General features: G+C 69.1%; 17 protein-coding genes and 1 tRNA gene. 3 read left to right on the top strand and 15 right to left on the bottom strand.

The window, feature by feature from the left end; all coding sequences use genetic code 11:
* Nucleotides 1-405 precede the first annotated feature (405 nt).
* From RB628_RS19635 to RB628_RS19650, 4 genes are all read right to left on the bottom strand, one after another.
* Nucleotides 406-1,833 (bottom strand): GH1 family beta-glucosidase, encoded by a 1,428-nt coding sequence (locus tag RB628_RS19635; protein ID WP_318321785.1) that lies wholly within the window; start codon nucleotides 1,831-1,833, stop codon nucleotides 406-408.
* A 139-nt stretch (nucleotides 1,834-1,972) separates the two neighbouring features.
* Complete coding sequence (locus RB628_RS19640) at nucleotides 1,973-2,881, bottom strand: carbohydrate ABC transporter permease (RefSeq protein WP_318321786.1); 909 nt, start codon at nucleotides 2,879-2,881, stop codon at nucleotides 1,973-1,975.
* Between the two features lie 11 nt (nucleotides 2,882-2,892).
* Entirely contained in the window at nucleotides 2,893-3,906 is a 1,014-nt protein-coding gene (locus RB628_RS19645; RefSeq protein ID WP_318321830.1) for a sugar ABC transporter permease, read from the bottom strand.
* A 5-nt stretch (nucleotides 3,907-3,911) separates the two neighbouring features.
* Nucleotides 3,912-5,231: an extracellular solute-binding protein gene (locus tag RB628_RS19650; protein ID WP_318321787.1), complete on the bottom strand. Its 1,320-nt coding sequence runs from the start codon at nucleotides 5,229-5,231 to the stop codon at nucleotides 3,912-3,914.
* 381 nt (nucleotides 5,232-5,612) lie between these two features.
* Here RB628_RS19650 and RB628_RS19655 point away from each other — a divergent pair, with 381 nt between their 5' ends.
* Nucleotides 5,613-6,668, top strand: a complete 1,056-nt coding sequence (locus tag RB628_RS19655) for a LacI family DNA-binding transcriptional regulator (RefSeq protein WP_318321788.1) — start codon at nucleotides 5,613-5,615, stop codon at nucleotides 6,666-6,668.
* A gap of 95 nt (nucleotides 6,669-6,763) precedes the next feature.
* Here the strand turns inward: RB628_RS19655 and RB628_RS19660 are convergent.
* The 4 genes from RB628_RS19660 to RB628_RS19675 form a co-directional block, all read right to left on the bottom strand.
* Nucleotides 6,764-6,836: transfer RNA gene (locus RB628_RS19660), tRNA-His, on the bottom strand.
* A 130-nt stretch (nucleotides 6,837-6,966) separates the two neighbouring features.
* On the bottom strand, nucleotides 6,967-7,572 hold the full coding sequence (gene orn / locus RB628_RS19665; protein ID WP_318321789.1) for an oligoribonuclease: 606 nt from the start codon (nucleotides 7,570-7,572) through the stop codon (nucleotides 6,967-6,969).
* A 371-nt stretch (nucleotides 7,573-7,943) separates the two neighbouring features.
* Nucleotides 7,944-9,227, bottom strand: coding sequence for a helix-turn-helix domain-containing protein (locus RB628_RS19670; RefSeq protein WP_318321790.1), 1,284 nt, complete (start codon nucleotides 9,225-9,227; stop codon nucleotides 7,944-7,946).
* A gap of 377 nt (nucleotides 9,228-9,604) precedes the next feature.
* Nucleotides 9,605-9,901, bottom strand: a complete 297-nt coding sequence (locus RB628_RS19675) for a hypothetical protein (protein WP_318321791.1) — start codon at nucleotides 9,899-9,901, stop codon at nucleotides 9,605-9,607.
* Between the two features lie 359 nt (nucleotides 9,902-10,260).
* On the opposite strand from RB628_RS19675, the gene RB628_RS19680 reads away from it, so the two are divergent.
* A complete protein-coding gene (locus RB628_RS19680) occupies nucleotides 10,261-10,788 on the top strand; it encodes a universal stress protein (RefSeq protein ID WP_318321792.1) in 528 nt (175 codons plus the stop codon).
* Nucleotides 10,789-10,957: 169 nt separating this feature from the next.
* Nucleotides 10,958-11,527 carry a GPR1/FUN34/YaaH family transporter gene (locus tag RB628_RS19685; protein WP_318321793.1) on the top strand — a complete coding sequence of 190 codons (570 nt, stop codon included), beginning with the start codon at nucleotides 10,958-10,960 and terminating at the stop codon, nucleotides 11,525-11,527.
* A 184-nt stretch (nucleotides 11,528-11,711) separates the two neighbouring features.
* Here RB628_RS19685 and glmS read toward each other — a convergent pair whose 3' ends face one another.
* The 7 genes from glmS to RB628_RS19720 form a co-directional block, all read right to left on the bottom strand.
* Nucleotides 11,712-13,529 (bottom strand): glutamine--fructose-6-phosphate transaminase (isomerizing), encoded by a 1,818-nt coding sequence (glmS, locus tag RB628_RS19690; protein ID WP_318321794.1) that lies wholly within the window; start codon nucleotides 13,527-13,529, stop codon nucleotides 11,712-11,714.
* Nucleotides 13,530-13,564: 35 nt separating this feature from the next.
* Nucleotides 13,565-13,822 (bottom strand): hypothetical protein, encoded by a 258-nt coding sequence (locus tag RB628_RS19695; RefSeq protein WP_318321795.1) that lies wholly within the window; start codon nucleotides 13,820-13,822, stop codon nucleotides 13,565-13,567.
* Nucleotides 13,823-14,013: 191 nt separating this feature from the next.
* Nucleotides 14,014-14,907: a DUF4429 domain-containing protein gene (locus RB628_RS19700; protein ID WP_318321796.1), complete on the bottom strand. Its 894-nt coding sequence runs from the start codon at nucleotides 14,905-14,907 to the stop codon at nucleotides 14,014-14,016.
* 23 nt (nucleotides 14,908-14,930) lie between these two features.
* Nucleotides 14,931-16,409 (bottom strand): RICIN domain-containing protein, encoded by a 1,479-nt coding sequence (locus RB628_RS19705; protein ID WP_318321797.1) that lies wholly within the window; start codon nucleotides 16,407-16,409, stop codon nucleotides 14,931-14,933.
* Between the two features lie 191 nt (nucleotides 16,410-16,600).
* Entirely contained in the window at nucleotides 16,601-18,382 is a 1,782-nt protein-coding gene (locus RB628_RS19710) for an IucA/IucC family siderophore biosynthesis protein (RefSeq protein ID WP_318321798.1), read from the bottom strand.
* Entirely contained in the window at nucleotides 18,379-18,930 is a 552-nt protein-coding gene (locus RB628_RS19715; RefSeq protein ID WP_412180688.1) for a GNAT family N-acetyltransferase, read from the bottom strand. The genes RB628_RS19710 and RB628_RS19715 overlap by 4 nt, the downstream gene beginning before the upstream one ends.
* A complete protein-coding gene (locus RB628_RS19720; protein WP_318321799.1) occupies nucleotides 18,927-20,231 on the bottom strand; it encodes a lysine N(6)-hydroxylase/L-ornithine N(5)-oxygenase family protein in 1,305 nt (434 codons plus the stop codon). Before RB628_RS19720 ends, RB628_RS19715 begins: the two co-directional genes overlap by 4 nt.
* Nucleotides 20,232-20,233 lie beyond the last annotated feature (2 nt).

Consider the following 20,233-nt stretch of genomic DNA (forward strand, 5'->3'; position numbering starts at 1 on the left):
GCCGCCGGTGTTGCCCGTGCTGCTCGCGCCGCTTGTGCTGCCCGTGCCGCCGGTGCTGCTCGAGCCGCCTGCGCAGGCCGTTCCGCCCGTGCCGTCTGTGCAGGCCGTTCCGCCCGTGCCGCCCCGGCCGCCCGTGCAGCCCGCGTTGCTTGTGCAGCCTGGCAGCCCATGCTGCCTGTGTCCGCCCTGTACCGCTTCGCGTCGTCTGTGCAGCACGCGTCGCCCGCGTCGGTAGCCGCGGATGCCGGTGGCTCCTCCGCCCGACAGGTCTCCGTGGGATCCGGCCACCTGCGTCGATGAGTCACCGCCGCTTTTCGCCCGCCCGGTCCGCCGGACAAGCCGGGCCGGGGCGCGGCATCCCCCTCCAATGCCGCGCCCCGGCCCCCGGTCACCGCTCCCGACTGCTCACTCGGCGTTCGCCGGGGGCAGGGTGCCGCTGCGGGCCGCGCGGCCGTACCAGAGGGCGCTCGACTTCGGGGTGCGGGTCAGGGTCGCGTAGTCGACGTACACCGCGCCGAAGCGCTTGCTGTAGCCGTACGCCCACTCGAAGTTGTCCATCAGGGACCACAGGTAGTAGCCCCGGACGTCCGCGCCCTCGGCGATCGCGCGCCGGACCGCCCGCAGATGGCCGTGGAGGTAGGCGATCCGCTCGGGGTCGTGGACACGGCCGTCGGACTCGGGCTTGTCGTCGTAGGCGGCGCCGTTCTCGGTGATGTAGATCGGCAGGCCCGGAGCCTCCTTCGTGTACCGCATGATCAGGTCGTGCAGGCCCGTCGGGTCGATCGACCAGCCCATCTCCGTGCGCTCGCCCGGCGACTGGTGGAAGAGGACCTCGTCCGCCCCCGGCCACGGCGAGAACTCGCTCGCCCCGTGACCGTCGGCGCGCGGACCGCTCGGCTTCTCCTCGGCCGCCGACACCAGCGCCGGGGTGTAGTAGTTGAGGCCCAGCGCGTCCAGCGGCTGGTTGATCAGCGCGAGGTCGCCGTCCAGGACGTACGACCAGTCCGTGATCGACGCGGTGGCGGCGAACAGGGTCTCCGGATAGGCGCCGTGCAGCATCGGGCCGTGGAAGACACCGTTGGCGAGGTCGTCGATCTTCCGGACCGCCGCCAGGTCGGCCGGCGTCTGTGAAAGCGGCCTCACCACCGAGGAGTTGAGGCTCACCGCGACCGTGTTGCGGGCCGGCATCGCCGCGCGCAGCGCCGAAGTGCCCAGCCCGTGCGCCAGGTTGAGGTGATGCGCCGCCCGGAGGGAGGCCAGCGGGTCGGTACGGCCGGGGGCGTGCACACCTGAGCCGTAGCCCAGGAACGCGCTGCACCAGGGCTCGTTGAGGGTGATCCACTGCTCGACGCGGTCACCCAGCGCCTCACCCATGATCTGGGCGTACTCGGCGAAACGCAGCGCGGTCTCCCGCTCCGGCCAGCCCCCCGCGTCCTCCAGCTCCTGCGGAAGGTCCCAGTGGTAGAGGGTGACCGCCGGCTTGATGTTGTGTTCGAGCAGTTCGTCGACGAGGCGCCGGTAGAAGTCCAGGCCGCGCTGGACCGCGGGACCACGTCCGGTCGGCTGCACCCGCGACCAGGAGACGGAGAAACGGTAAGCGGTCAGGCCCAGGTCGGCCATCAGCTTCACGTCGTCGCGATAGCGGTGGTAGTGGTCGACAGCGATGTCACCGTGCTCGCCGCCGGCCGTCTTGCCGGGCGTATGACTGAACGTGTCCCAGATCGAGGGGGTGCGGCCGTCCTCCCGCACCGCCCCCTCGATCTGGTACGCGGAGGTCGCTGCGCCCCAGAGGAAGGCGGGAGGAAAAGTCACCGGCGTAACGGGCTCAGGCATGGAAGCGCTCCCATTGGAGGTCGTGGAGACCGACGGGTTGAGGAGAGGGAAGTGGGGGGACAGTGCGAGGGGGCCGAGGCGGCGGTGACCCGGCCCCCAGGAAGGTTCCCGTACGACAGTCGTTGCGCGGGACAGCGGGTCAGCCCTTGACGGCGCCCTGCATGATCCCGCCCACGATCTGCTTGCCGAAGATCGCGAAGACGATCAGGAGCGGCAGCGTGCCGAGCAGCGCCCCCGCCATGATCAGGGACTGGTCGGGGGTGTACCCGCGGCCCAGGCCCGCCACCGCGACCTGCACGGTCGGGTTGCCGTTCTGGGTCAGCACCAGGAACGGCCACAGGAAGTCGTTCCACGTCTGCACGAACATCAGCATTCCGAGGACGGCCATCGCGGGCCGCGCCGCCGGGAAGACCACGTGCCAGATCACGCGCCAGCTGCTCGCACCGTCCACCCGCGCCGCCTCGATGATCTCGTCCGGCAGCGCCTGGATCAGGTACTGCCGCATGAAGAACACACCGAAGGCGCTCACCAGCGACGGCAGGATCACCGCCTGGAGCTGGTCGGACCAGTCGAGTTTGGCGACCATCATGTACAGCGGGATGATGCTGAGCTGCGGCGGCACCATCATCGTGCCGATCACGATCAGCATCATCGCGCCACGGCCCTTGAAGCGCAGTTTGGCGAAGGCGAACCCGGCGATCGTCGACAGTACGACGATGGTGATCGCCGAAACGCCCGCCACGAACGTGGTGTTGATGAACGCCTCGCCCAGATTGGCGTCCGTCCAGGCGACTTCGAGCTTGTCGAACAGGCCCGAGCCGAACCAGAACGGCGGCGGAGTCTGCGCGAGGCGCTGGTTGTCGCGCGAGGCGGCGATCGCCGTCCACACCAGTGGGAACAGCGAACCGATGGTGAACAGGGCGAGGATGACGTACGCGATCGGCCCGGCGTGCAGGGTGCCGCCGGCGCGCGCGGCCTTGGAGCGCCGTACCCGCTCCCGTTTCTTCTGCTCGGGCGGGTTGGAGGGTGGGGTCAGTGTCGTCGTCACGGCCGGTTCTCCTAACTACTGGCGCGCAGCCGGCGCGAGATGACGTAGTTGACGATCCCGATGACGATGAGGATCAGGAACATCGTCCAGGCGATCGCGGAGGCGCGGCCCAGATGCTGGTTCACCCAGCCCTGCTCGTACAGATACAGGCCGAGGGTCTGGAACTGGTGCTGGGAGCCGCCGGACGCGCCCTTGTTCGCGTCGAACAGCAGGGGCTCGCCGAAGACCTGGGAGGCACCGATGGTCGAGACGACCACCGTGAACAGGATCGTCGGCCGCAGCGACGGCAGCGTCACATGGAGGAACTGCCGCCAGCGGCTGGCCCCGTCGAGGGCCGCCGACTCGTAGAGGTCCTGCGGGATCGCCTGCATCGCCGCCAGGTAGATCAGCGCGTTGTAGCCGGTCCAGCGCCAGATGACGATGGTCGACACCGCGATCTGCGACGGCCACTTGTCGTTCTGCCAGTCGATGTTGTCGATGCCGACCATGTTCAGCGCCCAGTTGATCATGCCGTAGTCGCGGCCGAAGAGCAGGACGAAGACGAGCGAGGCAGCGGCGATCGACGTCGCGTACGGGGCGAGCATCGCGACCCGGTAGAACGTCGAGCCGCGCAGCTTGTAGTTGAGGATGTGCGCGAGGCCCATCGCCATCATCAGCTGCGGGACCGTCGAGATGATCCCGATGGTCAGCGTGTTCTGCGCCGCGTTCCAGAAGAAGTCGTCGTCGAAGATCCGCGTGTAGTTGCGCAGCCCCACCCACGACATGTCGGTGGGTGCGGTCAGCTCCACCGAGTGCAGCGAGGCCCAGCCGGTGTAGACCAGCGGGAACAGGCCGAACGCGAGGAACAGCAGGAAGAACGGCGAGACGAACGCGTACGGACTCCAGCGCATGTCCCGCTGCCAGCGCCGTGACAGCCGGGCCCGGCGCTTGTCGACCTTGGCGGACGCTCCGTCCGCGGGCGGGCGGCCCGGGGCCGCGCCCCCCTCCTTCACGGGGGGCGCGGCGGTGTCGTGCCGGGTGGCCATACCGGTCACTTCTCCAGGTTGTTGTCGATGGTCTTCGTGGCCGTGTTCCAGGCTTCCTCGGCGGACTTGCCCTGGGTCACCAGGATCACGCCGTTGTCGGTCAGACCCTGCTGGATGATCTGGTCCTTCGGGCCGATCGTCTGGACCGGGATGTTCTTGGCGGCCTCCGCGAAGATCGTGCCGATCGGCGCGTCACCGGTCATGTCGTTCTTCGCGTCCTTCACCTCGGCCGAGTCGTACGCCGCCGGGGTGCTCGGGAAGCTGCCCTGCACGCCGAACAGCTTGGCCTGCTGCTCGGGCGCGGTCAGCCAGGCGGCAAGCTTCGCCGCCTCCTCCGCGTTCTTGCCGGACTTGGGCACGGACAGGAAGGAGCCGCCCCAGTTGCCGGACTTCGGCGCCTGGGCGATGTCCCACTTGCCGGCCGCGTCCGGCTGCGACTTGCCCTTGATGTAGCCGAGCATCCACGGCGGGCAGGACATCGCCGCGAACTTGCTGTTGGCGATCGTCGTGTCCCAGGCGGGCTGGAACTGCGTCTGGTTGCCGATCAGCCCGTCCTCGGCGGCCTGGGCGGTGAGGTCGAAGGCGGACTTCACGGCCGGGTTCGTCTTGTAGATGACGTCGCCGGAGGCGTTGTAGAACCGGTCCTTCTCACCGCTGAGGATCGCCTGGAGCAGACCGCCGGGGGAGTCCAGGAACGTGGTGTCCTTGGGCGCCTTGGCCTTGTACTGCTTGCCGACGTCCACGAACTTGTCCCAGCTGCCCGTCCACAGCTTGCCGACCTCGTCGCGGTCGGTGGGCAGGCCGGCCTGCTCGAACAGGTCCTTGCGGTAGCAGATGGCCATGGGACCGATGTCGGTGCCGACCGCGATCGTCTGCCCCTCCGGGGTGGTGGCCTGCTGCCACTTCCAGTCGAGGTAGTCGCTCTTGTTGCCGTACTTCGACAGGTCGAGCAGCTTGTCCGACTGGGTCTCGACGATCTCGGCGATGTTGCCGACTTCGACCATCTGGATGTCCTGGAGGCCGCTGCCGGTGGTGAGGTGGTTGATGAGCGCCGGGTAGTAGTTCTCGTTGCGCTCCACCACGGTCTGCTGGATGTCGATGTCCGGGTGGAGCTTCTCGTACTCCTTGTACAGCCCGGATTCCTCGAAGCCTGCGGTACCGAAGAGCCCGAGGGTGATCTTGGTCTTGCCGCTGCCGCCACCGTCCGACGACGAACTGCCGCCGCTGTCGCCGTCGTCGGCACAGCCGGCCAGTAGCCCGGCGCCCAGCGACGCTACGGCCGCGAGGACCACCGCCTGACGGGCGGTTCGGGTACGTGCTCGCATTGCGTCCTCCTGTTGCCCTGACGTGCCGACCCCCCGGCCAACTGCATTGTTGGGCCCGTTAGTTCGTCTTGATTCAGCGCTGGCGGCTCGGGCGGGGAACGTGCGGGATGTGTATGTGTCAGGTACCGTGGGAGCGCTCCCATCGGTGATGTGTTGAAGGTTCGTCGGTCCGGGCGGGGGTGTCAAGGGCGAGGACAGCAGGAGGTGCCTTCAGTTATCGGCCTGTTAACTAACTCGACGGGACGGTACGAACGGGACACGCACCGGTGAAGATCGGCCAGTGCGGGAGTCGGTCCGGGACCGCCCCGGTGGTGGCAGGTGCCCCGGGACGGGACTGTTAGATTCCAGGCCAGGGTGATGACAGTGGAAGGGCGGAGCCAGATGGCAAGCCACGGAGCGCGGGGCCGCAGTGGTGGCCGACCGACCTTGGAAGAGGTCGCCGCGCGCGCCGGAGTGGGCCGTGGCACGGTCTCCCGGGTGATCAACGGCTCGCCGAGGGTCAGTGACGCGACCCGCGCCGCGGTCGAGGCGGCGGTCGCGGAACTCGGCTACGTCCCGAACACGGCGGCCCGCGCCCTCGCGGCGAACCGCACGGACGCGATCGCGCTGGTCGTCCCCGAGCCGGAGACCCGGTTCTTCGCGGAACCATACTTCTCGGACATGCTGCGCGGTGTGGGCGGTGCGATCTCGGACACGCAGATGCAGCTCCTGCTGATCTTCGCGGGCAGCGACAGGGAACGCCAGCGCCTCGCCCAGTACCTGGCCGCCCACCGCGTCGACGGCGTCCTCCTGGTCTCGGTCCACGCGGACGACCCGCTGCCCGATCTGCTGGCCCAGCTGGAGATCCCGGCGGTGATCAGCGGCCCGAGGTCGGAGGCGGAAACCCTCACCTCGGTGGACTCGGACAACTACGGGGGCGGCCGGCAGGCAGTCGAACACCTCCTGTCCCGGGGCCGCCGCAAGATAGCCCACATCACGGGACGCCTGGACGTGTACGGCGCCCAGCGCCGCGTCGACGGCTACCGCGAAGCCCTGGAGGCGGCGGGCCACGAGGTGGACGAGGACCTGATCGAACCGGGCGACTTCACGGAGGAGGGTGGCCGCCGGGCGATGACCCGCCTCCTGTCCCGCTGCCCCGACCTGGACGCGGTCTTCGCGGGCTCGGACGTGACAGCGGCGGGTGCCCGCCAGGTCCTGCGCGAACGGGGCCGCCGCATACCCGACGACGTGGCCCTGGTCGGCTACGACGACTCGGCCATAGCCCGCCACATGGACCCGCCCCTGACGAGCGTCCGCCAGCCGATAGTGGAAATGGGCCGAGCGATGATCGACCTCCTTCTGGAGGAGGTGGCGGACCGCCGCCCGACGGCGTCCCGGGTACTGGAACGACGCCAGGTGGTACTGCCCACGGAACTGATGACCCGTACGTCGTCCTGAGGGCGAAGGTCACCAGCGGGGCCATGAATGTTCCCAAGAGGCCGGACACGACCAAGGGCTGACCCGTTCTCACGGGTCAGCCCTTGGTCGATCAGGGTGAGTGACGGGACTTGAACCCGCGGCATCCTGGACCACAACCAGGTGCTCTACCAGCTGAGCTACACCCACCATGACCGGGTGAGGATTTCCAAGTGGTCTTCCTGACCGGCCGAGAAAAAGTGTACAGGGTCCGAAGGGGTGCTCGCGCCCGGCTTTCTCAGGGCTGTCGCAAGGGCTGTCGTACGGGATTCGTACGGGGCTACTGCGCCGCGGGCAGAACGTGTTTCGCCGCGATCGTGCGGGCCCTGTCCGAGTCCGGGCCGGGCTGCGGTACGAAGATCGCCTCGCGGTAGTAGCGCAGCTCGGCGATCGACTCGCGGATGTCGGCGAGGGCGCGGTGGTTGCCGTTCTTGTCCGGGCTGTTGAAGTACGCCCTGGGGTACCAGCGCCGGGCCAGCTCCTTCACCGAACTGACGTCCACGATCCGGTAGTGGAGGTAGGCCTCCAGGCTGCCCATGTCACGCAGCAGGAAACCGCGGTCCGTGCCGACCGAGTTGCCGCACAGCGGGGCCTTGCCCGGTTCCTTGACGTGCTCGCGCACATACGCCAGGACCTCCGCCTCGGCGTCGGCCAGCGTCGTACCGCCGGCGAGCTCGTCGAGGAGTCCGGACGCGGTGTGCATCTGCCGCACCACCTCCGGCATCGTCTCCAGCGCCGAGTCGGGCGGACGGATGACGATGTCCACCCCCTCGCCGAGTACGTTCAGCTCGGAGTCGGTGACCAGTGCGGCCACCTCGATGAGCGCGTCGTCGGACAGCGAGAGACCGGTCATCTCGCAGTCGATCCACACCATGCGATCGTTCATGCGTCTCACCTTACGGGGAGCGGGCGCGCGGCGAACCAGTGGTGCGGTGTGGTTGTGGCGGGGGGTAGGGCACCCGGCGCTGGTGGGGGCATCGCAGGGGGCTGCCGCCCCCGGACCCCCGCTTCGGCCCCGAACGGGCCCTGTCCTCGAACTCCCCCAGAGGGGGTGCCCCCAGGGCGGGGGGTGCGGGCCGGCGCTTGAGAGGTGCCGGGCGGCGCCGGGAAGTCCGAGGGCGCGCGGCAAGCGGACCGGAAACGGGTGGCGGGTGGGAAACACGGCCTGGGCTGCATCGGTCTCACCCGTGAACGCCGGACGGGCCGGGCAACGTACCCCCGGCCCGTCCGGCGTTCACCAGTCACCCCTTACGCGATCTACGCACCGCTCCGCTGCCCCGGCAGACTGGCGCGGCTCCCGACGTACGGGTCCCGCGCATGCTCCGCCGACAGACCGACCGCACTCGCCGTACGTCGTGCCTGGATCGGGACCGGGCTCTCCGGATGCAGGGCGCGGTCGTGGCCGCCCTGGCCGTGGCCCGGGCCGTGCCCGTGTCCCTGGCCCGCCGTCGTCGGCGTACCCATGCCGGGGCCACCACGCTCCCCGCTCACCGCTCCGTCCGGGTCCGGCACGCGCTCACCCTGCGGCCTGCGTGCCCGGTACGCCGCCCGGTACGCGGCCGGGGACGAGCCCAGCTGGCGGCGGAAGTGGCCGCGCAGGGCCACCGGCGAACGGAAGCCGCAGCGGCCCGCGACCTCGTCCACCGAGTAGTCCGACGTCTCCAGGAGACGCTGGGCCTGGAGGACGCGTTGCGTGATCAGCCACTGCAGCGGCGCGCTTCCCGTGAGCGAGCGGAAGCGGCGGTCGAACGTGCGGCGGGACATGTACGCGCGTGCCGCCAGCGTCTCCACGTCGAACTGCTCGTGGAGGTGCTCCAGCGCCCAGGCGACGACCTCGGCGAGCGGGTCGGCGCCGATCTCCTCCGGTAAAGACCGGTCGAGGTACCGCTCCTGGCCGCCCGATCGGCGCGGCGGGACCACCAGTCGGCGGGCCAGCGCGCCGGCCGCCTCGTTGCCGTGGTCCGTCCGCACGATGTGCAGGCACAGGTCGATGCCTGCCGCTGTGCCTGCGCTCGTCAGCACGTCACCGTCGTCCACGAAGAGTTCGCGCGGGTCGACGTGGACCGACGGATAGCGCTTGGCCAGCGTCGGTGCGTACATCCAGTGTGTTGTCGCCGGGCGGCCGTCCAGCAGGCCCGCCGCCGCGAGGACGAACGCGCCTGTGCACAGGCCTACGATCCGCGCACCCTCCTCGTGGGCCCGGCGCAGCGCGTCGAGCGCGTCCTCGGGTGGCGGCGCGGTGATCGAACGCCAGGCCGGCACGACGACTGTGCCTGCCCGCGCGATCGCCTCCAGGCCGTTCGGTGCGGTCAGTTCCAGCCCGCCGGTGGTCCGCAGCGGGCCATCTTCTCCTGCGCACACCAACAGTCGGTAGCGCGGCACTCCGGCGTCCTGGCGGTCGATCCCGAACACCGAAAGTGGTATGGAACTCTCGAAGATGGGGCCGCCGCTGAACAGCAGCACCGCGACGATCTCCTTGCGGCGTCGCCCGGAAAGTTTCCGGGCCGCGGCTTCCGGCGCGGCAGTGGAGTCGTGGCTCATACTGCTAAGCCCCCCTCGGTGGTCGCGGCTCCTCGGTTGTGTCGCTCCTGCACGTTTCCCCTCGGTCCTGCACGAGTCCCCCGCCGTAGACAGTCAAGATCGAATCTACTGTGTCCCATGATGCCGAGGTGACCAGTTGGTCACCCGGCGGATTGTCGACTTGGCAACTTGGCGTAAAGCATTCGATCACGAAGCGTTGCACTCGTGGGGCGTGCAGGGAAGTGCGCCTCGTCGTAGTGGCCAATCCGCGTAGGGTGCGCGGGCCCGCCTGGACCCTTTCAGTGCAGGTGGAACAGGGGTTTGGGGGTTGTCCGGCCAAGGGATGCACGGTGGCCGGAAGTTGGCTGAAAAGCATCGGGCGCGTGCGCGAAAACAGGTCAGTCGACCGGTGTAGTTCCGCCGGAGTGGCGGCCGCCCCTGTGGGTACCCGAATGGGTTCTGCCGTGCCGCCCCCGGAGGGGGGCCGCATCTTCTGCCGACACCTGGGCGGCGCCGCGTTCGGACTGCCGCAGCAGCACCCGGCACGCCCCCGTCACGGCCGCCAGCCCCAGCGCCGTACCGGCCGCGCCGCCGAGCGAGGTGCCGTAGAGGACGAGCACCAGGGGGACCAGGACGCAACTGAAGGCCGCCCAGCGGACGAGCTCGCTCGCGGAGTCCTGGGTCGGTGAGGTCATGGCTGCTCCCTGTGGCGGCGGGTCACGGGGTTCAACGCCTGTTCGAGCGGTCGGTCACTGGTCGGTCACTGGTTCCTGGTGTCCGGAAGGTGTGCGCGCGCATGACCGACGAGGGCGAGATGTGGGCGAACCCTGTGGAAACAGCCTGTACGTGGCAGCAACCATTGCGTTACGGGCGCCCCCTCGTGCATGCTCCCTGGAACCCGTCCGGAGCACGTGCGGGCTGTGGGCTACGGAGGCGTGCCGCCGTACCCTTGGGGGTATGGGGTTGGGAAGATGATTCCCGGACACAGCTCCGCCGCACACTGTCGTCCCACATCACGTTGTCCCACCACGAGGATCAAAACGCCGAGAATCCCATGGCCGGTCACGAATTCCTGGAACCCGCGGACCGCAAGCGCCCCGTCGCCGATCACACGGCGGCCGAGCCCTTGGCGGCGGAAGAACCACGTCAGTCCTGCGACCCCGCGTTCAAGCACGGTGTCGTCGTCGGCTTCGACGGCTCGACGTCGAGTGAGCGCGCCCTCGCGTACGCCATCGGCATGGCTCACCGCTCCGGTTCGGGCCTGATCATCGTGCACGTCGCCAACCGGCTGCCCACCACGGTGTGGGCCGGCTGTGAGCCGCCCGTCTTCGTCGACGTGCCGGACCACCGCACCGAGGTCCTCGGGCTCGAGCTCGCGTGCGCGGACTATCTGGCCGAGGTGCCCTGGATCCTTGTCGAACGCGGCGGCGACATCTGCCACGAACTCGAAGAGGTGGGGCGGGAGTACGAGGCCGACGCGATCGTCGTCGGCTCGACGCACGGCATCGTCGGGCGCATCTTCGGGTCGGTGGCCGGGCGGCTCGCGAAGCGGGCCAAGCGACCGGTCGTCGTCATTCCGTAACTCCCCTCTCTCCTGCGTGAGATGCGCGGTGAGCACCGTCAACTCCCATGTGGCGCGCCTTTCTGCGCTGAGTGAACCTACTTGCGCGTAGAGGTGTTTGTGCGCTTGTGAAGGGCATATACCGGTCACTGAACAAGCTGCAGAAGTACATGCACGAAGGGAGCCCGCCGTGGACAATGACGTCTCCGCGGGAAGCACCACCACGATTCTCGGCCATCTCGCGCTCGGACTCACCCTGTTGGCCTTCGGCCTCGGGCACACCGAAGTGATCGGCGGCGTGACGGCCGCGGACGCGGTCTCACTCGCCGTCTACGTCGGCGGCCTCGCCCTCTTCATCGCCGGGCTGCTCGCCTTCCGCGACCGTGACACGTTCACCGGTACGGCCTTCGCCGCCCTCGGGGCGTTCTGGTTCACCTGGGGGGTCGGGGCCGACTCCCAGGTCTCCGCCAACGCGGCGGGGCTGTTCCTGCTGCTGTTCGCGCTCGTCGCGCTCAGTCTGACGCTGGGGGCGTCCGCCTCGGCGCCGCTCACCCGGGGTGCGTACGGGCTGCTGTTCGTGGCGATGTTGCTGCTCTCCATCGCGCGGTTCGGGGACTCTGGAGGGCTTGCCAAGGTGGGCGGTTGGTTCGCGGCGGCGGGCGGCCTGGCCGCCTGGTACGCCGCGACCGCGGCCCTGGCGCACTGGCCTACGGCCATGCCGCGACGTGCTGCCGGCCGGGGCGTGACGGCCACCGGTTAGCTGCGCAGGCCGGGGGTCGGGCGACCCCTGGCGACATGAGCGGACCCCCCGTGTCTGGTGGCAACACGGGGGGTCCGTTCTGTCCGCTGCGCCTCTGCGGGTGCGTGGGGGCCTGTCGCGCCCACGCGGCGGAGCCGCAAATCGACACAGCCCCGCGCCCTTTGGGGCGCGTCCCTCCGGGCGTCTACTCCACCGTGACCGACTTCGCCAGGTTCCTCGGCTTGTCGATGTCCCGCCCGAGAGCCAAAGCCGTGTGGTAGGCGAGGAGCTGGAGGGGGATGCCCATCAGGATCGGGTCCAGTTCGTCCTCGTTCTTCGGGACGACGATCGTCTGGTCGGCCTTCTCCTGTTCCTGGTGGGCCACCGCGAGGATGGGGCCGCTGCGGGCCTTGATCTCCTCCAGGGCGGCGCGGTTCTTCTCCAGGAGGTCGTCGTCCGGCACGATCGCGACCGTGGGCAGCGCGGGCTCGATGAGTGCCAGCGGGCCGTGCTTCAACTCCGAGGCGGGGTAGGCCTCGGCGTGGATGTACGAGACCTCCTTGAGCTTCAGGGAGGCCTCGCGGGCCACCGGGTAACCCCGGACGCGGCCGATGAAGAGCATCGAGTGGGCCTCGGCGTACTGCTGGGCCAGCTTCTTGATCTCCTCCTCCTGGTCCAGGATCTCGGAGATCTGCGCGGGCAGCCTGCGCAGGCCCTCGATGATCCGCTTGCCGTCGCGGACCGACAGGTCGCGGGTGCGGCCCAGGTGCAGGGAGAGGAGTGCGAAGGCGACCGTGGTGTTGGTGAAGCACTTCGTCGAGACGACGCAGACCTCGGGGCCGGCGTGCACGTACATGCCGCCGTCCGCCTCGCGGGCGATCGCCGAACCGACCACGTTCACGATGCCCAGTACCCGCGCGCCCTTGCGCTTCAGCTCCTGTACGGCGGCCAGCACGTCGTACGTCTCGCCGGACTGGGAGACGGCCACGTACAGCGTGTCGGGGTCCACGACCGCGTTGCGGTAGCGGAACTCGGAGGCGGGTTCGGCGTCGGCCGGGATACGCGCCAGCTCCTCGATCATCTGGGCGCCGATCATGCCCGCGTGGTACGAGGTGCCGCAGCCGAGGATCTTCACGCGGCGGATCTGGCGCGCCTCGCGGGCGTCCAGGTTGAGGCCGCCGAGGTGGACCGTGGAGAAACGGTCGTCGATGCGGCCGCGCAGGACGCGGTCCACGGCGTCGGGCTGCTCGTGGATCTCCTTGTGCATGTACGTGTCGTGGCCGCCCATGTCGTACGAGGCCGCCTCCCACTCCACCGTGGTGGGCTCCGCCGTGGTGCGGGTGCCCTCCGTGGTGTAGGTGCGGAAGTCGTCGGCCTTGAGGGTGGCCATCTCGCCGTCGTCCAGCGTCACTATCTGGCGCGTGTGGGTGACCAGCGCGGCGATGTCCGAGGCGACGAACATCTCCTTCTCGCCGATGCCGAGCACGACAGGCGAGCCGTTGCGGGCGACCACGATCCGGTCGGTGAAGTCGGCGTGCATCACGGCGATGCCGTACGTGCCCTCGACGATCCGCAGCGCCTGGCGGACCTTCTCCTCCAGGGTGTCCGCCTGCGAGCGGGCGATGAGGTGGGTGAGGACCTCGGTGTCCGTCTCGGAGAGGAACTCCACGCCGTCCGCTTCGAGCTTCTTGCGCAGGTCGGAGGCGTTGTCGATGATCCCGTTGTGGACGACGGCGACCTTGTTGTCGGTCGACATGTGCGGGTGCGCGTTGTGGTCGGAGGGGGCGCCGTGCGTGGCCCAGCGGGTGTGGGCGATGCCGGTGGTGCCGGCGAAGCGCTTGGGGACCTTGGCCTCCAGGTCCCGGACGCGGCCCTTGGCCTTGACCATCTTCAGGCCCGCCGCCTTCGGCGAGGTCACGACGATGCCCGCCGAGTCGTAGCCGCGGTACTCCAGGCGCTGAAGGCCTTCGAGGAGCAGCGGCGCCACGTCACGCCTGCCGATGTATCCGACGATTCCGCACATGTATAGGTGTCCCTGTCCCTGTCGTACGTAGATGTCTAGCCGTAGACCATGCGGCGCAGCTGGCGGAGGGTGAGCTCCGGCGGTGCGACCGCGCGGTATTTCAGGTCCGCCTCGATCCGGTCGAAGATCTCCGCGTTCACCAGTCCCTGGCCCTGGAGTTCGCGGTGGCGTCGACGGACATAATCCTCGGTTGTCTCGTCGAAGTAGGCGAGAACGTCCTGAATCACCCTCAGCGCCTCGCCCCGTCCCAGGGGCGTGGTACGCATCAGATGATCAACGAGTTCGTCGTGCACCCGATGATCCTGAGGTAAAGCGCCGGTAATCGCAACAATCCTGCCCGATATCGGGCAGCGGACTGTTGAAACTCTGCTTCACGGTCGCGCGCCGCGTACGCTGAGCATGCGCGTATGCCCGGAAGGCGGGGCGTACGGGCGACACCGACAGGCGGTTCTCCGGGGCGTGTTGCGTGTTTCCGCACGCGTTTCTACATGCGCTTGAGGACCGCCTGTTTGGCGAGCGCGAACTCGTCGTCAGTGAGCACGCCCGACTGGTGCAGCTCACCGAGTTCGCGCAGCCGCCGCAGCTGGGCGTCGTGGTCGTGTTCGGCGGGGGGCGCGATGTCGTCCGGCGGCGTGGTGATCTCCTTCGGCCGCTGCGGTGGTACGTCCGCCGCGGGCGCCGCCGGATGCGGCAGGCGGGCCTGGACGGCCGCCGCGACCAACGCCATCAGCGGGTCCTTCCTGAATCCCCACAGTTCGACGGAGTTGGGGTCGTACTTCGGCGGGGCCTTGGTCGGCGCGTGCCGCACGCCGAAGCGCAGGTGGCCGTTCTCCAGGCCCACCGCCGGATGCCACTCCACGCCCGCGATGTCGGCGACGGCGAGGGAACGGGGGCCGGCGGCGGCCTTCGCGTCCTCCGTCTTCCAGTTCCACTCCAGCCGGATGTGCTCACCGTCGAAGGTCGCGGTGCCGTCCCCGGCCGACACGGACAGCGGTACGGCGGGTCCGGGCAGCAGATACCGGTCCACGGCGCCGGACGGCACCTCGTCGAGCAGCAGCGCGTTGCGCACCTCGTCCACGAAGTACTCGGCGACGCCGTAGCGGTCCGACTCGACGATCAGCTGATACGGGTCGTTGGGCTCCGTCAGCTTGCCGCCGGTCGCCCGGAGCAGAGGGTCGGCGCCGTCGCGCAGCCGGAGCCTGAGACGCCCCGACTTTCTGCCCTGCTCGAAGGAGACGCCGGCCAACGCGTGGAGGGGAACCGCGAGTTCGCCCAGCTCCCTGCGGAGCAGGCTGACGTTCTTGTCGCGCCCCGGGGTGAGCCGGAGGGTGTCACCGTCGAAGACCCATGTGCCGTCCTTCTGGATGATTTCCGCCATGGGGAGATTCTGGCACCGGGCCGTCACAGCCCCAGCGCGTTCGCCGCCTCGTCGGCGAAGACGAAGCGAACGGCGTTGTCGGCCACGGTCGTTGAGCGCATCGAGAGCTTGCCGGAGCGCACCCCGAGGGCGATCTCCGGGTTCTCCTGACAGACCAGGACGAACGAGTCGCCTGTCGCGGCCCTCGGCAGGAACGCCTGGTCCTCCGGGAAGGGCGCTTCGGCGCCCTGCTCGTAGGCGCACGGCCGCTGCTGCATCCCGTCGCCCGCGATCCGGTCGCCGGCGATGTCCAGGCAGAACCTCGACGCGACGTTCACCAGGGCGACCGCCCCCTCCGTCAGGCGGACGACCCGCCAGTCCTGGGTCTCTCCGCCGTCGCAGGCAGTCAGGACGGGATCGGCGGCGGGTGGGCCGGAACCCGGCGAGGCGTTTCCGGCCGGGCCGGTGACGCAGCGTCCGGTGGACACGTGTTCGAGGGTGATCGTGTCGGTGGTGGCACCGGCCGCGGAGGACGGTGCGACGGAGGCGCTCGCCGTGGGCCGGGGCTGCTCGGCCCCCTCGGCGGCGTCGGACCCCGACAGCAGCCGCAGCACCCCGGTGGTCAGGGCGGCTGTGACGGCCACCGCGACCACCACCATGAGCACCTGCCGTCCGCGTCTGCGGTCCTCGGGTCCGCGGTCCCCGTCCCCTGCCGGAGTGGCCGGAGTGGGCTGCGTGACGGGCTCGCCGCTCGGCGACCGGCCCCCCGACCGCGCCTTGAGGTACGCGGCCCCGCCCCACACCAGCACACGGTCGGCCAGCAGCCGCCGTACCTCCTCCGCACCGGCCGCCGCGAGCGTGCGCAGCAGCTCCAGGTCAACGGCGCAGAAGCGGCAGGTGTGCAGGTGCTGCCGGAGATCCGCGGGCGCCTCACGATGGGTGCCGCGGGCGATGGCGCCGAGCATGCTGCCGTAGCGGAGGCACTGCGGGTCGGCGGTGCGGTCGGCCCGTACGCGCAGGAAGGTGTCGACCAGGCGGCTGCGGGCCGACTGCGCGAGAGAGTGGGCGAACTCCACGGTTGTGTTCAGGGTCCTGGCCGCCGACGCCGTCTCCTCCGGCTCGGCCAGGCACAGCCACAGTGCGGCCCGCTGCTGGTCGGGCAGTTGCTCGAAGGCGGCCAGCAGAACCGAGGCGTTCTCCACCCCGCGCAGCGTGTCGACGGGGCCGTAGGTGTCGGCGGCCCGTTTCGACCAGTCACGGAACTCCGGGCGCAGTAGTCCGCTCCGCCCGTCGCGCAACCAGCCGTCGGCGGTGCGCCGCACGTCGGCGAGGAGAGCGGTGCGCAGGGCGGGACCGTGCTGCCGCGAGCCGCGGGCGAGCACCTGGGCGGCCAGGTCGGTGGCGTCGCGCGGTTTCACGCAGAAGGCGTCCGCGTACGCATGGACGGCCGGGGCGTGTTCCGGTGGGATACCGGACACGGACGGCGGGTGGTGCGGGACTTGCTGTGCGAGGTGCTCGGTCATGAATCGACTCCCCACGGAGCGGGCACGGCAAGGCCAGGACCGTAGTGCCGCATTCTGTGGGAGGGCTGTGCGTTCGCCCACGTGTGTCACGTACACGGAAACGGCGGGGAGGGCGGAGACGGCGACGGGACGGTGGCGGGGACGGCGACGGGCTCCCCGAGGACCGTACTCGGGGAGCCCGTCTGCCGTGATCAGAACCCTGTGACGGGATTTCTCAGGGTGCCGATCAGCTGGAGGGCGCCTGCAGGGTCGGCCAGATCCACCATCTGCTCGTTGTTACGCAGTTGCAGCCGGTTGAGGCAGGACAGGGCGAACTCGGGGGCGAACATGTCGTACTGGCGGAATTTGTCGACCAGTTGGGGGTTCGCCTCCTGGTAGGCGCGGGTGACCTCGGCGACCGTCCGCCAGAAGTCGTCCTCCTCCAGGACGCCCTCGGTGGCGAGGTTCGCGGCCAGGAAGCGGAAGAAGCAGTCGAAGACGTCCGTGAAGATGGACAGGAGTTTCTTGTCCTCCGGGACCTCCACACGCAGTCGCTCGACCGTCGGCGGCAGTAGCGCGTCCGGGTCCATGACGGCGATCTCCTCGGCGATGTCCTTGTAGATCGCGCGCTGGACCGCGCCGTCCCTGAGGACGAGGATGACGTTCTCGCCGTGCGGCATGTAGACCAGGTCGTAGGCGTAGAAGCTGTGCAGGAGCGGGGTGAAGTAGGCGTGCAGATAGCGGCGCAGCCACTCCGTCGGGGTGAGGCCCGACTGCTCGATGAGCGCCGCGGCGAAGGAGCGGCCCTCGTGGTCGACGTGGACGAGCGATGCCATGGTGGCCAGCGACTCGCCCTCCGCGAGGGACGGCACGGGGCTCTCGCGCCAGAGCGCCGCCAGCATCTTGCGGTACGGGGAGTAGCGGTCGGTGGCGGCCTCGTACTCCAGGTGGCGGTAGCCGACGGCCGCGCGCTCGCGGATGATCGACAGGCCTGTCGACTTCAACACCGGGTCGTTGTCGATCAGTTGGGCCAGCCAGTCGTTGATGGCCGGGGTCGCCTCCATGTAGGCGGCCGAAAGCCCGCGCATGAAGCCCATGTTGAGGACCGACAGCGCCGTTTTGACGTAGTGCTTCCCGGGGTTGGACCGGTTGAAGAAGGTCCGGATGGACTGCTGGGCGAGGTACTCGTCGTCGCCCTCGCCCAGGCAGACCAGGTTCTGCTGGGCGATCTCGGCGGCGAAGGTGACGCTGAGCTTGTTCCACCACTGCCAGGGGTGCACCGGAATGAAGAGGTACTCGGTGGGGTCGAGGCCCTGGTCGGTCAGTTTCGTACGGAAGCGGACGACCGTCTCCTGCCCCAACTCCTCGCGCAGGAAGGCCTCGTACTCGATACCGACACCCGCGGTGAACGCGGCGCGTGAGCGGTGCGCGGCCAGCCACACCAGCCGGACCGGGCTCGCGGTCTCGGGTGCGTAGGAGAGGTACTCGTGCACACCGAAGCCCAGCCGGCCGTTGTTGGCGACGAAGCAGGGGTGGCCCTCGGTCATCCCCGTCTCGATCGCCTGGAAACCGCTTTTCGCGAGCTCGGTGACGGTGATCTGCGGCTTGGTGAGCTTGTAGCAGGTGCCGGAGAGGGTGGAGGAGATCTCCTCCAGGTAGACGGGCAGCACCTCGTCGCTCAGGCCGAGTGATTTCTTCAGCTCGATGAAGAAGTCGAGCGCGGAGAGCGGGAGTTCGGCCCCGTCCCGGTGCCGGGAGATGGAGTCGGCGTCGACCTGCCAGTGGTCGAGGGCATGGCGTGCGGCGGTGAAGCGGTAGCGGGTCAGGCCGTCGTCGGTCAGGACGACGTACTGATCGCCGCCGTTCCCGCCGGTTGACTCGGGGGTGATGAGGCGCTCGTGCGCGAACTCCGCGAGGGCCTTGCGGATGAGGAGGCGGTTGGCCTGCTCCCAGCGTTCGGGGGAGAGATGGGCCGTGGCGTCGGCGAGGCTCATACGGACACCGCCTTCTCGAAGTGCTCGCGGGTGCAGAAACTCAGCAACGCCTTTTTCTCCGGCTTCCGTATCTCTCGCTCGGGCACGAACCCGACGGCTTCGTTCAGGGCGTGCACGGCCTTGTTGCCGACGTCCGGCTCGACGACGACGCGGGCGGTGCGCGGGTCCTCGAAGAGGTGGGCCATCACGGCCGTGATGACGGACCTGGTGAACCCGGACACGGGCGCGTCGGTCGCCGGCACCAGGAAGTGCATGCCGACATCGCCGGGCTCGGGCTCGTACAGGCCGACCAGTTCGCGGTGGACAGGGTCGTACTTCTCCATCAGGAAGGCGGGTACGCCGTCCTGGAGGCCGAGGAGGGCGTGGTGGTGCTCGTCGGCGGCGACGTCCAGGTAGGCGCGCTCGACGTCTTCCAGTCGGGCGTCCTGCATCATCCAGTAGGCGGCCTTGGGGTGCGTGACCCAGGTGTGCAGCAGCTCGGCGTCCTTCAGCGGGTCGAGCGCACGGAAGGTGAAGGTCACGGGGGTCGCGGAGGTCATGAAGGTCATACGGCGAACTCCTGGAAGGCGATGGTCTTCTCGACCGGGTAGTACTCACTGCCGAGCAGCTCGGCGATGATGAAGCTGTTGCGGTACGCGCCCATGCCCAGGTCGGGCGAGGTGATCGAGTGGGTGTGGACGCCGGCGTTCTGCAGGAAGACCCCGCGTCCGGTCGTGTCGATCGCGTAGTTGCGGGCGATGTCGAAGTTGCCCTGGGTGTCGTAGCGCAGCCGGTCGCGGACGGGCTTCAGGAACTCCGGCTCGGCGTACCTGTAGCCGGTGGCGAGGATCAGGCCCTGGGTGTCCAGTGTGTACTCCTTCTCCTGCTCCTCCTGGCGCAGCCCGAGCGTGTACGTCCCGCTCCCGCTCTCGTAACTCACCGTGTTCAGCTCGGAGTTGGTGAGGAGCCGGGTGGGGACGGGGCCGCCGAGGCTCTTCTGGTAGAGCAGGTCGAAGATCTCGTTGATCAGCTCGCCGTCGATCCCCTTGAACAGGCCCTTCTGCTCCTGTGCCAGGCGGTAACGGGTTCGCTCGGGAAGCGCGCGGAAGTAGTCGATGTACTCCGGGGAGGTCATCTCCAGCGTCAGCTTGGTGTACTCGAGCGGGAAGAAGCGCGGCGAGCGTGTCACCCAGTTGAGCCGGTAGCCGTGGACGTCGATCTCACCGAGGAGGTCGTGGTAGATCTCGGCGGCGGACTGACCACTGCCGACGAGCGTGATCGACTCCTTGGCCTGCAACTCCCGCTTGTGCCGCATGTACTGGGAGTTGTGGATGAAGTCGCCGTCCAGGTCCGCGCACGCGTCCGGGATGTACGGGGGAGTGCCGGTGCCGAGGACGAGCCTGCGCGCCCGGTAGATGTCACCGGCGACCGTCTGGACGACGTACAGCTCGTCCTCGTCCTGGTAAGTCACCTCGGTGACCGTGGTGTTGAAGCGGACGCTGCGCAGTTTGTTCGCGGCCCAGCGGCAGTAGTCGTCGTACTCGACGCGCAGGGGGTAGAAGTTCTCGCGGATGTAGAACGAGTACAGACGGCCCGATTCCTTCAGGTAGTTGAGGAAGGAGTACGGGGAGGTCGGGTCGGCGAGGGTGACGAGGTCCGACATGAAAGGCGTCTGGAGATGGGCGCCGTCGAGGAACATCCCCGAGTGCCACTCGAAGTCGGGCTTCGACTCCAGGAAGACGCCGTCGAGTTCGTCGATCGGCTCGGTGAGGCAGGCGAGGCCGAGGTTGAAGGGGCCGAGACCGATCCCGATGAAGTCGTAGGTCTTGTTCGCGCCGTCGGTCCTGTTCGAGAGTTCGGTCGTGTTCATGG

This window comes from Streptomyces sp. ADMS (genome assembly GCF_033441795.1).
Classification (GTDB): Bacteria; Actinomycetota; Actinomycetes; order Streptomycetales; family Streptomycetaceae; genus Streptomyces.